This window comes from Erysipelothrix amsterdamensis, from assembly GCF_940143175.1.
Classification (GTDB): domain Bacteria; phylum Bacillota_I; class Bacilli_A; order Erysipelotrichales; family Erysipelotrichaceae; genus Erysipelothrix; species Erysipelothrix amsterdamensis.
This window is the reverse complement of record NZ_OW659496.1, coordinates 1,894,712-1,908,712: the sequence shown is the minus strand read 5'-3', so window position 1 is coordinate 1,908,712 and position 14,001 is coordinate 1,894,712. Positions and strand designations below refer to the sequence as shown.

The following is a 14,001-nucleotide window of genomic DNA, read 5'->3' as shown; positions in this document are numbered from 1 at the left end:
AGACAAAAAAACTCCCCACAAGTTATCCACAATAACTTTCGTGGAATACCGCTATTCTAATGCTTATATAGATAGTTATCCACATTTGTCCACAAAATTGTGAATGTTTATAAAATGTGGAGTTCCTAAATTAGTTATCAACACAGCGTTGAAAGAAATTTTAGAAGAGATTTTTTTAAGATTATACTCACTAATATCAACAGGATAATATGCACTTAGGAGAGGGTTATATATAGTTTCCCACATTATCCACATTGTGTTGATAAACATTGTTATGAACTTGCCTAAAAGATGGTTTATAGTTTTCCCACTCCTTTTCTGTGCAAAAAATCCTCCACATGATTTATCCCACAGATCCTAGAGGGTTACCAACATTTGCTCTAGGAATGTCACAAAAGTGGATAACTTAGACTGGTTTAAGTGGGATTAAAACGATTTTGGGTGAAAAAAGCACAAGCATCCCCATATTTTTAAACTTAATGCTTCCCCTTTTTTCACCGGTGATTTATATAAAAGGGTTATTAACTGAAAAAAACCAAAAAAAATATCGTGATTGAAAGGTGAATGTGTTACAATAACGATGATAATTCTATAAAGTTAGAATGAAATAGTATCAATTAGATGGTGAATCAGATAATCAGAACGTTATTTAAGACACTTTATTGACATTGAAAAGTATTTCTTATATAATTTTAAAGCATTTGCTCTTCGTATATATAAAGAACTGGAGGTGGTTTTCATGAAGAGAACTTATCAACCGAGCAAACGGAAACACCAAAAGGTCCATGGTTTTAGAGCCCGTATGAAAACAGTAGGCGGTCGCCGCGTGCTTTCACGTCGTAGATCAAAAGGAAGAAAAGTGTTATCTGCATAACAGTCACCCTTATGGGTGACTTTTTTGTCATAGTGGAAGTGAAAAAAAATGAGAGAAGAATATAGAGTAAAAAAAGCAGCAGAATTTCAAAAAATCATGGGGGCTCGTCGATTTAAAAATACTAAAGCTTTTACAGTATATATAGATAAAAGAACTAAAGATAACTCACGTTATGGAATTGCAGCACCGAAAAAATTAGGAAATGCGGTAGTGCGTAACAAAACAAAACGCCAAATAAGAAGCATGCTCCAAGATATCAATATGTTTGATACTCCTTATGATTACATTGTTCTGGTTCGAAAAAAATATTACGAACAGAGTTATGAGGAAAATCAAAAAGACTTGGAAAACCTTATAAAAACGGTTAAAATATAAAGTGAGTATTTTTAGATTAGGAGATAGGTATGAAAAAATATAAAAAACTGATTATTTTCAGTATTTTGCTACTAGCATTAACTGGATGTACTCAAGTTATTGATCCACAAACGAAACAAGTATATGCCGACAAGATTATTAGTTTAGGTGATTCATGGACATGGGGTAGTGATACGTGGTTCGGAGCACTATTTGTATGGCCAATTGCTCAAGCATTAAACTTTTTCTCACAATACATTGGAACAATTGGTTCTATTGTTGTTGTAACATTAATTATTAAACTTATTACAATTAAAGGCTCAATTAAAGCAACTGTGCAACAACAAAAAATGCAATTAATTGGTCCTGAACAAGCACGTATTGAAGCGAAGTATCAAGGTCGTAATGATCAACAAGCCAAACTTCAAAAAGCTACAGAGATGCAGAAATTGTTTGAAAAACATGAAATCAATCCAATGAGTGCTTTAGGAGGAACATTCCTTCAATTGCCTATTATGATTGCAATGTATCAAGCAGTTATGCGTTCAGAAGCAATTATTAATGGTACTGTATTTGGACAAACTTTAGAATTAACGCCTATGCAAGGATTTACACAAGGAAATATTATTATCATTGGAATCTTTATTCTAATGGCTTTATCACAATTCCTTTCAATGTTCTTGCCACAATATCTCGCTAAACAAAAGATTCGCAAACGTTCATATGAAAAACAACCAGCTAATCAAGCAAATATGATGATGTACTCATCATTAATTATGATTGTTGTTCTTGCTCTTAACTGGCAAGTAGGTATGAGTTTATACTGGATGGTTTCGGCTCTTGCACAGTTAGTGCAGACATTATTTATTAATCATAAATACGGCGCAAAATAATAAAAGGAGGAATACACGTGAAGCAATATACAGCTAGGTCTTTAGATGATGTTCTTAAAAATGTCGCTAAAGAAAAGAATGTTGAACAAAGTGATCTTATCTATTATGTCATTGAAGAGAAATCAGGTTTCTTAGGCATCGGGTCGAGTGTTACTGCTGAAGTGTTTGCCCTTGATGATGTCAAATTGTTTGTTGAAGAATATTTTGAAAAATTCTTTACAGGTTTGGGATTAAAAGTTGAACAAGAAATTACTGTCAAAAATAATAACGTTAAGGTTTCATTAAATGCTGACAACAATGCAATCCTCATTGGTAAAAATGGGAAGTCATTGGAAGGTATGAATATGTTACTTAAACATGTAGTAAATTCAGAGTTTAAACGTCGTTTTTATGTCATGATTGATATAAACAACTATAAAACAGATCGTTATCAAAAGCTTAAGGCAATGGCAAAACGGATTGCTAAAAATGTAAGTCGATCAAAAATTGATGCATCTTTAGACCCTATGCCAAACGACGAACGTCGTGTGATTCATAAAGAATTGACTAATTTCCCAGGAATTCGCACACAGAGCGAAGGTTCTGGAAGAGATCGTCATCTTAAGATTGTATATGATCCAAACAAAGAGTAAGGGAAGTCCCTTATTCTTTTTTGCTTAATGGAGGAATGTATGAAAGTTATCGTAGGATTAGGAAATCCAGGAAAACAATATGAGAATACAAGACATAATGCCGGTTTTCTTGTGATTGATGAGGTTGCATCGAAATTAGGTGTTTCAATCTCAACCAATAAATTTAAAGCTCTCATTGCAGAGACATTTGTAGGAACAGAGAAAGTAGTTTTAGTCAAACCACAAACTTATATGAATCTCTCAGGTGAAGCTGTTGGGGAGGTCATGCGTTATTATAATGTCGATTTAGAGGATCTTCTTGTAATTAGTGATGATATGGATATAACGGTAGGATCTCTCAGATTGAGAGAAAAAGGTTCGTCGGGTGGACAAAAAGGGATTAAGAGTATTATTGATCACTTAGGATCTAATGAATTCTTAAGGCTTAAAGTTGGAATTGGTAAGAGCACTCAAATTAAAACCGTTGATTGGGTTCTCGGTAAAATTGATGAAGATACGGCGATTTCTTTAGGTGCTAAATGTGTTAGTGACTTTATTAGTGGAAAACGCACTGATCAGCTGATGAATGAATACAATATAAGAGTCTAGTGATGAATTGGTTATATAATTATTTAGAAAAACATGAACTTGTTAAAGAGTACACCCAGGGCAAAAGCATTTTTGCCCATTTAAGCGTGGTTCAAGAAGCACTTTTAGTTCTAGGATCAAGTAAAATTAGTAAGAAACCGTTATTCATTATTAAGGAAAACGAACAACAAGCATCAAATTTATATAATGAGATTAAACATCTTGATGAGAATGCGAATGTCGTATATTACAATCATGAAGAATCACTTCGAGTTGAAGCCATTGTTCAATCAGAAATTATGAAAGCCAATCGAATTGACGCATTATATAAAATTGTGAATGGTGATTTTGATATTTGTATTACGCATGCCATCGCATCTGTAAGAAAGCTGTCTTCTGCGGAGGTGCTTAAGGCATCAATCATAAAGATTAAGACTGGTGATGAGTGGGAGCCACTGCAGCTTGCTCGAGAACTTGAACGTCTAGGATATACACGTGTTAAATATGTTGAGAAACCATTTACGTATGCCATTCGTGGAGGGGTTTGTGATGTGTTCTCAATCCAGATGGATCAACCGCTTCGAATTGAGTTTTTTGATGTGGAGGTCGACAGTCTTCGATATTTTGATATTGAAAATCAGCGATCTTTATCAAGAGTTGAAGAGGCGACGATTGCGTTCGCAACCGATATCCTTCTTAAAGAAAATGATATAGAAGAAATTAGTAATGCATTAACTCATAAAATAGAGGGAATCGAAAATAACGATTTGATTCATGAAATGGAACAGAAGCGTGAGTTACTACAAATGAATCAATTTGATGTAACGTTGTATCCTCTTCTTTCTTTTTGGTCAAATCATGCAACCATCTATGATTATCTCAAAGACGCAAACACATATATGAGTCCAATTGAAGCGATCGAAAGAACGCTCAAGCAAAATGCTTTGGATTCTCACACTTTTATTGAAGAACAGTATGAGATGAATCAGATGATTTATGTTTCAGATATTTTTGAGTCATTTGAACGTATTAAAGCGAAACATACGTATCGAGAAATCTTCGAATATCAGACTGAAGGCGAAGTGTTTATTCCTTGGCATTCGGCAAATATCGTATCCGAGAGTATTGAACAAACCATGAAATGGCTTCGAAAAGAAGCCATCACTCAAAAAGTAGTAATCACTCTAGATGAAGATACAATGGAAGATTTTATTAAGACAATGCTCCAACAAGGTGTTGAATATCAAGTTCTAACGGACCAACCAGCATCAAATGGAATCTATATCGACTATGGACATATAACCTCAGGTTTTATTCTTGAGGACCTAAATACAGTTGTTTATACTGCTAATGAATTGTATAAGTACAAGAAAAAAATGTTCCGCTACGATAATAAATTCTTAAAAGCAGAATCTTTAAGTCAGCTTTCTGATCTTGATACATTGGATTATGTTGTCCACAGACAATATGGAATTGGAAAATATATGGGAATCACGACAAAAGAAATTGAGGGAATCCATAAAGATTTCATGAGAATTCTTTATCGTGATGGTGATGAGTTGTTTGTACCACTCGAACAATTTAATCTCGTAAGAAAGTTTATGTCGCGTGAAGCGGCATCTGTGCGCCTTAGTAAGCTTGGAACAAGTACATGGCAAAAGAATAAAGAGCGTATTAAACAAGATGTAGCGGATGTAGCAGATAAGCTTGTTACACTCTACTCTACAAGAATGGATGCAAGTGGATTTGCTTTCAGTCCGGATACAGAGTATCAAAAGCAATTTGAAGATGCATTTGAATATGAATTAACTCATGATCAGAAAACCGCAATTGATGAGATTAAGCGTGATATGGAACGCGATGTTCCGATGGATCGTTTGCTATGTGGTGATGTTGGTTTTGGGAAAACGGAAGTCGCTATTCGAGCTGCATTTAAAGCTTTTGTAGATCATAAACAAGTCGTGTTCCTTTGTCCAACAACAATCCTTTCTCAACAACATGCTCGAACACTGAAAGAACGTCTCAGTGACTTTCCTGTGACCATTGAGGTTTTAAATCGATTTGTATCGGATAAAGAAAAAAATGAAATAATTCAACGCGTGAAAGACGGTAAAGTTGATATTTTAGTAGGTACACACCGTGTTTTATCGCGTGATGTTAAGTTTAAAGATCTAGGACTTTTAATTATTGATGAAGAACAACGCTTCGGTGTTGAGCATAAAGAACGTATTAAGGAGTTTAAGGTGTCTGTGGATGTATTATCGCTCAGTGCGACTCCAATACCACGAACACTCCAAATGTCTCTTATAGGACTCCGTAGTTTATCACAGCTTAATACTCCACCCTCAAACCGTCTTCCAGTCATGACTTATATTATTGAGAAAAACCAGAAAACGATTAATGATATTATTTCAAAGGAATTAAGCCGGGATGGACAAGTGTTTTACCTATTTAATAATGTAGAGCAAATATATTCTGTTGCTTCAGTCATAGCCAATCATGTTGAAGAAGCAAAAGTCGCCGTCGTACATGGACAAATGGAACGACACGAAATTGAAGATGTTATGATTCGATTTATAAGTAAAGAGATAAATGTACTGGTATGTACGACAATCATTGAAACAGGAATTGATATTCCAAATGCGAATACAATTATTGTTGATAATGCACATCGTTTTGGTTTGTCACAACTCTATCAAATCAAGGGTCGTGTTGGTCGTTCAGATCGTCTCGCCTATGCATACTTTGTTGTTCCCAATAAACGTGGGCTAACAGAGTTGGCACAGAAAAGACTTCAGGCCATCAAAGAATTCACTCAACTTGGTAGTGGTTATAAGATTGCGATGCGCGATTTAACCATTCGAGGTGCTGGAGAACTCTTAGGTGGAAATCAATCAGGGTTTATTGATACCGTCGGTATCGACTTATATGTACAACTTCTTAAAGAAGCCATTGCGAAAAGACAAGGTAAAGAAGTAATTGATGTTGAAGAACAAGAACGCTTTAATCTAAAAGTGGATGGATATTTACCAGAAGACTTTACCAGTGATGATGGTGAAAAATTAGATCTATACCAACAAATTAATCAGATACAAACGCTTGATGAGTTAAAGCATTTTAACGAGATGATCGATGACCGCTATGGTAAATTACCGAACTCTGTTAAGATGTTATTAGAAAAAACACGTCTTGAGTTGTTCTTAAACGATAAGCGTATTAAGTCCTTTAAGGAACGTGTTAATAAAGTAGAATTAGTCTTTACAGAGGAGTATAGTAGCCAAGTCGATGGTGTACATTTATTCGAATTAATCTCTGAAAAGTCGAGTGAAATCAAGATAAAGTATTTAAATCAAACCATTATTATTACCATGCCAATGTATACAGAGTGGGCTGAGGATCTGATTTACATACTTGAAAATTTAAAGGAGCAACAATTATGAGACTTGATAAATATTTAAAAGTATCACGAATCATTAAACGCCGTACTGTAGCCAAAGAACTTGCAGATGATGATCGTGTCTTTATTAATGGAAAAAAAGCAAAACCTTCATCTGAGGTTTCGCTAGAAGACGAAATTGAAATTCGATTTGAACACCGTCATATAAAAATTGAAGTCACATTTTTAAGTGATAAAATATTAAGAAGTAATCCACCAATGTATGAGCTTATTTCAGATCAACGCATCGATCGGAACGTTCAAAAAAACTGACAACTCTTGCATTTTTTGAGAATGTCAGTATAATGAGTGTAGATAAATAAACTAACAAAAAAAGAAAGAGAAGTGGAAAGATGGGACAAACAGTTACGAAAACGCGAATAGCTAAGAATCCAACAATTAAATTTGCATCAATCATTCTTGGTATTTTGATAGTATCCGTTTCATGCCTAATGTTATCTAAATCTGCAAAAGAATTAGTATCAACATTCCAATTGAACCAACAACTTAAAAGCGAACGCTCAAATTTAAAAGTACTTGAAACAAAACAAGGTGAACTTGCTCTTGAAAAAGCAAAACTTCAAGATCCTACTTATGTTCAAAACTATGCTCGAGGGAAACACCTCTTGTCAAAGTCAGAAGAACAAGTATTTATCTTACCTAAAACAGAATAATACGAAAAAGAGTAACGAAAATCGCTACTCTTTTTTTATGTCTAATTATAATTGATTCATGGTCTCTATCATCTGTTTACGCTTCACTTCGTAACGAACAATTTCATGATTATTAATCAGCAAGGGATCAAAATAAAATTGTTGGATTTGTCGATTCTCATAGGTTGAAATATTAATCGTTCGATTTTCTAAATCGTATGCTGAAGTGTATTGTGTGTACTGTACTTGTTCTTTTTCATCTACAATAAGACCATAAGGGATATCGACGGTATTTAGAATACGGAAAACTTTATCCAGAGCTTGATCATCATGAGGTTGATTCGAAAGACTATTAAATACAGTAGCTCGGACAAATCGTGATTGCGGTGTAAAATCACCAGGTAAACCAAATAAACCATTTCCCATTCCTGAGCTTAAAGTTTCAAACTTTCCAAATTTCCGCGATGGATAAATGTGGCTATTCATTGAAACATAATTTTGGAGGTTTTGAACATGCCAAGGAAATTCGGGTTGATTGGTAAACGTTCCAATTTCATTCGGATAAATATCAAACGAACCAGCTGAGGAAGGTTCGAGTACGATGCTGGCACCGGTACGGTCTACAAAGACATAATGTTGTGGAATTACGTTTCCATGAATATTTGGCTCACTTGATATTGCGACTTCTTTAATAGCTTTACGGTGTAAATCAACGATTGAATCGCAGTTTAGAAGTGCCCAGGTAACAAATTCTTCACCTCGTAAGGCTTGCTTACCCATTAACTCTATCGCACTACTTGGAGCGTAATCAGCATACTCATTTCCAAAATAAAAACTACCACCTGCGAGTCCATGTTCATTCATACCATCCATTAATAAAATATCTTGGGTCGAATCGTTAAGGCTGATTCCTGCTGCAGCATTTTTCGCAACAATCGGAGAGAGCATATTATTAATGGCTGTTCCACGAGGGACAATCACTCCACAAACGGGTAAAAATGTATCAAATTCTTGGGTTCTTCCCCAATAAGTATTATTTTGCTTTGATATTACTTGTATTCCTGTACACATATAAGTACCGCCTTTCTCGTCTCTAATATATTAACATTTTATGTGAGCAATGGGTGAATAAGCATTAAAAAAGGCTAACCAAATGAACGGTCTAGCCTTTTATTTTTGAGAGAGATAATGGTTTACTTTGTAAGCAAGAGAAATCGTCTTCGCGTCTGTGATTTGATTTGCTTCGATATCATCAATGATGTCTTTAATATCTCGAGTATAAACATTTAGAACTTCATTTTCATCAAGGTCTTGACCAACGTAATCTAAATCAGTTGCATAATAAAGATACAAGACTTCATCTAGATATGCGGGAGATGGATGAATATATCCAAGTGGAACCAATGTTTTTGCGATAAACCCAATTTCTTCACGTAATTCCCGTAATGCGGCGTCAATTGGGAGTTCTTCTTGATCAATTTTTCCAGCAGGGAATTCTCGCATAATGTGTTCAACACCATATCGATATTGATCTACACAGTAGAATGCTTTATCATCATGGGTTGCGGCAATACACACGCCACCATCATGCTTTAAAATCTCAGCTTCAAACATTCCGGTCTGTGTTTCAAATTCAACGTTATAAACATCGACAATCTTTCCTTGATACTTCAGTACTTCATTCAGTTTTAAGCCGTCTCTTACCATCTAATCTTCCTTCTTTATAATGTGTTTAACCAGAACTCCAAAAGCAATACAGAACATGACTAATGTAAGGATTGTGAGAAAAGTAGTATTAAGAAAATAGTTAATAACAACTAATAGTACTACAATTCCTAAAACAAGCATATATACATTGTCATTTGATGCTTTTTCAAATCCTTTTTTAATTTGTTCAATCATAATTGTTTCCTCTAATAATTTCTTCTTCCCTTACATAATAATCCAAATTACTCAAACACACAACTTTTAGAATAGAGCGTGCGATACCATGCTATAATATTCAAAGAAGAGGTGGCAACATGACATTATTTGTATCATTTGAAGGTCCAGATGGAAGCGGTAAAACGACAATTACCAAGATTGTTTCGGAGTATTTTGAGAAGAAGAATCAACCAGTTCTCTGTACTCGAGAACCAGGCGGAATTCGTATTTCTGAAAAAATTAGAGAGCTGATTCTTGATCCAGAACATGAAGAAATGGATGATCGCACAGAGGCATTACTTTATGCTGCGAGTCGTCGACAACATTTAATTGAGAAAATAAAACCTGCACTCAGTAGAGGAGAGCTTGTGATTTGTGATCGATTTATAGATAGTTCTCTTGCTTATCAAGGCTATGCACGTGGTATTGGTATTGATGATGTTTGGGATATAAATATGTTTGCTATCGATGGATTTTTGCCAGACTTAACAATCTTCTTGGATTTAAAACCTGAAGAAGGTTTGAAGCGTATTGGTGTTCGTGGATATAAAGATCGATTGGAGCTTGAAGGGGATATCTTTCATGAAAAAGTGTACCAAGGGTACCAAGAAGTGATTCGTCGTTTTCCTAATCGGATTAAGATTGTAGATGCAGCCCAATCCATTGAAGATGTTGCTGCGGATGTGATTAAGATTATCGAGATGCAGTTAAGTCATGAATAACATCCAAAATCAAACCAAAGCTCTAAATCTATTTCACCGCCAACAATCTAAAAATCGTGTTTCTCACGCGTATTTGATTGTTGGTGATTATGGGACGCTTGATTACGCTAAATATATGGCTATGAGTATGATGTGTGGCGAACAGGACATCGGTGCCTGCGGATCTTGCAGTACATGTCAGCGAGTTGAATCTGAAAACCATGCGGATTTCAGATTACTAAGTGGAAAAGAACAAAGTATTAAAAAATCTGAGATAATCAGTTTGAAAGAGTATTTTAGTCAATCTTCTATTGAAACTGCGGGTCATCAAGTCTACATAATCGAAGATGTTGATAATGCTACAGTTGAAGCAATGAATAGTCTTCTAAAATTTTTAGAAGAACCAGAGGGTGATATTGTCGCAATCTTAACAACACGCAGTGAAAACCGAGTTCTCGAGACTATACGCTCTAGATGTCTAACGGTTCAACTCGAATCGATGAATCATAAAGTCTTATTTGATAAGGCAAGTGAACAAGGAATTGATGATGTAGATGCTTATTTATTATCGAGGATGAATCATAATTTGGAAGAACTTGAGCTTCAAAGTAATAGTGAAGTGTATAAAGAAGCTAGTTCAATCTTCTTTGATGTTCTTGAATGTTTGAATCAACGTGACTATTTATCCGCGATACTGACGCTACAAGTAGAAGGAATTAAGAAAAAGAGATTGGATCGAGAACGCTTGTTATTGTTATTCGAACTCTTGGAATTATCTTTTTCATCACAAGGACAACAAGAACAAACGATACACGTTCGTACAAATAACATAACAAATGTAGATCGGATTCATTTACTTCAAATTGTTTTAAGTTTAAAAGATCGTATAAGACCTGGCGTCAATATTAATTTGGTTATTGATCAATTTGGATATGAATTAACGAAATACTACAAGAACCTTTAATCTCGATTAAAGGTTTATCTATTTTAGGAGAATCTAATGATAAAACAACAAAGCTTTAAAAATGAAAAACCAACACTTTTCCTTGTCGCAACTCCGATTGGGAATTTAAATGAAATGACACCAAGAGCGATTGAGATATTAAAGACTGTAGATATTATTGCTGCAGAGGATACGCGTAACGCTCGCAAACTCTGTTCACACTTCGAAATTAATACAAAAATGATCAGTCATCATATGCATAATGAACAAGAATCTACAAAAGGGATTATTGATTTGTTAGAGTCAGGGATGAATATTGGTTTGGTAAGTGATGCAGGATATCCACTTATCTCTGATCCAGGACAGACCTTAGTGCGAGATGTGATTGCAGCAGGGTATAATGTTGTGCCAATTTCAGGGAGTAGTGCATTTCTCAATGCTTTAGTCGCATCAGGGCTAATCGTTCAACCATTCGCATTTATGGGCTTTATGGAACATAAAGAAGGACAACTTAAAAAGCAATTAATACAAAACAAAGATTTACCAATGACAACAATCTATTATTTATCAGTTCATAAATTAGAAAAGACACTTGAAATCGTGTATGATGTGTTAGGTAATCGAAAGATTTGTCTTGTGCGTGAGATTACAAAAATGCACGAGGAGTTTATACGTGGTACGGTTACCGAGGTTATGGAGTCTGTTGAAACGATAAAAGGTGAGTTTGTAATTGTTATTGAAGCAAATACTGAAGTATCAGAAGTTAGTTTTGATGATTTAATCATTCGCATCAAGGAACAGATCAATGCAGGAAATTCTGTTTCGCGTTCAATTTCTTCTGTGGCCAAAGAGAATGGTGTTTCAAAAAATGAACTCTATTCTTACTATCACGAGAATAAATAGGAGGCCGTAATGAAAATATTTGATTACGAAGATATTCAATTAATTCCAAATAAATGTATTGTGAAAAGTCGCTCGGAATGCGATACAAGCGTTAAATTGGGAAATCGAACCTTTGAGATGCCTGTTGTTCCTGCAAACATGCAAACAATAATCGATGAACCGCTCGCTATTTGGTTAGCAGAACATAATTACTTTTATGTTATGCATCGTTTTAACGAGGAACGTCGTTATGGCTTTATTCAAGATATGAATCAACGCGGTCTTTATGCATCAATTAGTGTTGGTGTTAAAGATTCAGAGTATGATTTTGTACGTCGATTGGCAGCGGAAAATGTAATTCCCGACTATATCACAATCGATATTGCTCATGGTCATTCAGAACAAGTTATCCGAATGATTAAGCATATTAAAGAATTCTTACCAACCACATTTGTGATTGCAGGAAATGTTGGAACCCCAGAAGCGGTTCGTGAACTTGAAAATGCAGGTGCTGATGCCACAAAAGTTGGTATTGGACCGGGTAAGGTATGTATTACAAAATTAAAAACAGGGTTTGGAACTGGTGGATGGCAATTATCCGCATTATCATGGTGTGCTAAAGCAGCCCGAAAACCTTTAATTGCAGATGGTGGAATCCGAGATCATGGTGATATCGCTAAATCAATTCGTTTTGGCGCTACGATGTGTATGGTTGGATCACTCTTTGCTGGACATGAAGAGTCACCTGGAGAAACAATCGATATTGATGGTGTTGCATTCAAAGAATACTTTGGAAGTGCATCACAGTTTCAAAAAGGTGAACACAAAAACGTTGAAGGAAAGCGTATCCTAATAGAGCATAAAGGTAAAATCGAAGATACTCTAAGAGAAATGCAACAGGATCTTCAATCATCAATTTCATATGCCGGAGGTCGTGATTTAGAAGCGATTCGTAAGGTTGATTACGTGATTGTTAAGAACAGTATTTTTAATGGAGATCGTTAGATTAAAGCAAATATTCTTGAAAAAGTATATTTTATGCTATAATTAAGATGGTGATGATAATGAGTATCAAACTTACTAAACAAAGACAAGAGATTTTAGATTTAATCCAAGCATCTGAAGGTCATATGACGGCAGATCAAATTCATACAAAACTTAAAGAAGGTGATGTATCAATTGGAATTGCTACGGTCTATAGAAATTTAAATGTACTCTATAATGAAAAATTAATAAACCGTGTTAGACATCCAGAACTTGGATTTATCTATGATAAAAATCTACACGATCATTATCATTTTAGATGCAGAGAATGCAATCGCATTGAAGATGTGGAATTAGATTACCGAAAGGAATTACATCAACTCGTCGAAGAAGAACTAGGATGTCTTGTGTTAGATCACGACATCACATTCGAGGGTATTTGTAAGGACTGTTTGGCGAAATCAAGTCAAAAATAGTAGTAAGAAAAAAAAGGAGCCTGAGCTCCTTTTTTGTGTTGCCGTTCATCATAAGGTGAACGGTTTTTATTTGTAACCTAACGCTACTTTACCTACTGCTTCATTTACTTTTTCATAACTATATAAATCTAATTGAGAAAAACATTCAACAAGTTGATCAACTGTAACAGATTGAAGATGTTCAACGATTGCTGTTGCGGTTAAAGCTTCAAGTTCTTCTTCTAAACCTAATAAGTACGTTGGAGTTGTTTCTAAAGCCTCGGCGATATCATAAATTTTTGACTGAGGAAGATCGATCACACCCGCTTCAATTTTAGCGATTGTAGAACGTGATGTATAACCCACAGCAACAGCAAGTTCCTGTTGAGAAATACGTAGTTCTTTACGACGAGCTTTCAGTCTTTGACCTAATATATTCGACATAATTACTCCTTCACCTCAATGAATATAGCATTTATATCTTTAATTTGCAATATCTATTCAGTGAGTGTGAAATTTCCATATAAAATCAGACTATTCTAGTATTAATTTGGTGAATTACAAGCCCTATTTCGGTATTTATGAATGTGATGGTAAAAAAAGTGGACATTTTATGATAAAAATAATTGACTAAATATGTGAAAACCAATAATATCACTTTGTGATTAGAAATCACTTTAAATGATACTTGTAAGGAGGAAAGA

General features: G+C 34.9%; 17 protein-coding genes. 13 read left to right on the top strand and 4 right to left on the bottom strand.

All coding sequences use genetic code 11. The annotated features are described in order from the left end of the window. Positions 1–739: 739 nt before the first annotated feature. From rpmH to NMG63_RS09125, 8 genes are all read left to right on the top strand, one after another. A complete protein-coding gene (gene rpmH / locus NMG63_RS09160; protein ID WP_003774176.1) occupies positions 740–874 on the top strand; it encodes a 50S ribosomal protein L34 in 135 nt (44 codons plus the stop codon). Positions 875–922: 48 nt separating this feature from the next. Continuing rightward, a complete protein-coding gene (rnpA, locus tag NMG63_RS09155) occupies positions 923–1,249 on the top strand; it encodes a ribonuclease P protein component (protein WP_254007050.1) in 327 nt (108 codons plus the stop codon). A 29-nt stretch (positions 1,250–1,278) separates the two neighbouring features. After that, positions 1,279–2,121, top strand: a complete 843-nt coding sequence (yidC, locus tag NMG63_RS09150; protein WP_254007049.1) for a membrane protein insertase YidC — start codon at positions 1,279–1,281, stop codon at positions 2,119–2,121. A 17-nt stretch (positions 2,122–2,138) separates the two neighbouring features. Further along, positions 2,139–2,753, top strand: a complete 615-nt coding sequence (locus NMG63_RS09145; protein WP_123170866.1) for a Jag family protein — start codon at positions 2,139–2,141, stop codon at positions 2,751–2,753. Positions 2,754–2,792: 39 nt separating this feature from the next. Continuing rightward, the gene (gene pth / locus NMG63_RS09140) at positions 2,793–3,341 is read left to right on the top strand and encodes an aminoacyl-tRNA hydrolase (protein WP_254007048.1); all 549 of its coding nucleotides are present in this window, start codon (positions 2,793–2,795) and stop codon (positions 3,339–3,341) included. 2 nt (positions 3,342–3,343) lie between these two features. Beyond that, positions 3,344–6,760 carry a transcription-repair coupling factor gene (gene mfd, locus NMG63_RS09135; RefSeq protein WP_254007047.1) on the top strand — a complete coding sequence of 1,139 codons (3,417 nt, stop codon included), beginning with the start codon at positions 3,344–3,346 and terminating at the stop codon, positions 6,758–6,760. Further along, complete coding sequence (locus NMG63_RS09130) at positions 6,757–7,029, top strand: RNA-binding S4 domain-containing protein (RefSeq protein WP_254007046.1); 273 nt, start codon at positions 6,757–6,759, stop codon at positions 7,027–7,029. Before mfd ends, NMG63_RS09130 begins: the two co-directional genes overlap by 4 nt. An 80-nt stretch (positions 7,030–7,109) precedes the next feature. After that, entirely contained in the window at positions 7,110–7,430 is a 321-nt protein-coding gene (locus NMG63_RS09125; protein WP_003774191.1) for an FtsB family cell division protein, read from the top strand. A gap of 45 nt (positions 7,431–7,475) precedes the next feature. On the opposite strand, the gene NMG63_RS09120 is transcribed toward NMG63_RS09125, so the two are convergent. The 3 genes from NMG63_RS09120 to NMG63_RS09110 form a co-directional block, all read right to left on the bottom strand. Then, complete coding sequence (locus NMG63_RS09120) at positions 7,476–8,480, bottom strand: linear amide C-N hydrolase (RefSeq protein WP_254007045.1); 1,005 nt, start codon at positions 8,478–8,480, stop codon at positions 7,476–7,478. A 99-nt stretch (positions 8,481–8,579) separates the two neighbouring features. After that, entirely contained in the window at positions 8,580–9,116 is a 537-nt protein-coding gene (locus NMG63_RS09115; protein WP_254007044.1) for an NUDIX hydrolase, read from the bottom strand. After that, positions 9,117–9,311, bottom strand: a complete 195-nt coding sequence (locus NMG63_RS09110) for a hypothetical protein (protein WP_254007043.1) — start codon at positions 9,309–9,311, stop codon at positions 9,117–9,119. A gap of 119 nt (positions 9,312–9,430) precedes the next feature. On the opposite strand from NMG63_RS09110, the gene tmk reads away from it, so the two are divergent. From tmk to NMG63_RS09085, 5 genes are read left to right on the top strand one after another with little or no spacing between them, the layout of a single operon-like run. After that, positions 9,431–10,054 carry a dTMP kinase gene (gene tmk / locus NMG63_RS09105; protein ID WP_254007042.1) on the top strand — a complete coding sequence of 208 codons (624 nt, stop codon included), beginning with the start codon at positions 9,431–9,433 and terminating at the stop codon, positions 10,052–10,054. Continuing rightward, on the top strand, positions 10,047–10,997 hold the full coding sequence (locus NMG63_RS09100) for a DNA polymerase III subunit (protein WP_254007041.1): 951 nt from the start codon (positions 10,047–10,049) through the stop codon (positions 10,995–10,997). The genes tmk and NMG63_RS09100 overlap by 8 nt, the downstream gene beginning before the upstream one ends. 36 nt (positions 10,998–11,033) lie before the next feature. Beyond that, on the top strand, positions 11,034–11,879 hold the full coding sequence (rsmI, locus tag NMG63_RS09095) for a 16S rRNA (cytidine(1402)-2'-O)-methyltransferase (RefSeq protein ID WP_254007040.1): 846 nt from the start codon (positions 11,034–11,036) through the stop codon (positions 11,877–11,879). 9 nt (positions 11,880–11,888) lie between these two features. Further along, a complete protein-coding gene (gene guaC, locus NMG63_RS09090) occupies positions 11,889–12,863 on the top strand; it encodes a GMP reductase (protein WP_254007039.1) in 975 nt (324 codons plus the stop codon). A 59-nt stretch (positions 12,864–12,922) separates the two neighbouring features. Further along, positions 12,923–13,318 (top strand): Fur family transcriptional regulator, encoded by a 396-nt coding sequence (locus NMG63_RS09085; protein WP_254007038.1) that lies wholly within the window; start codon positions 12,923–12,925, stop codon positions 13,316–13,318. A gap of 66 nt (positions 13,319–13,384) precedes the next feature. Here NMG63_RS09085 and NMG63_RS09080 read toward each other — a convergent pair whose 3' ends face one another. Continuing rightward, positions 13,385–13,741 (bottom strand): helix-turn-helix transcriptional regulator, encoded by a 357-nt coding sequence (locus tag NMG63_RS09080; protein WP_161636876.1) that lies wholly within the window; start codon positions 13,739–13,741, stop codon positions 13,385–13,387. Between the last annotated feature and the right edge of the window lie 260 nt (positions 13,742–14,001).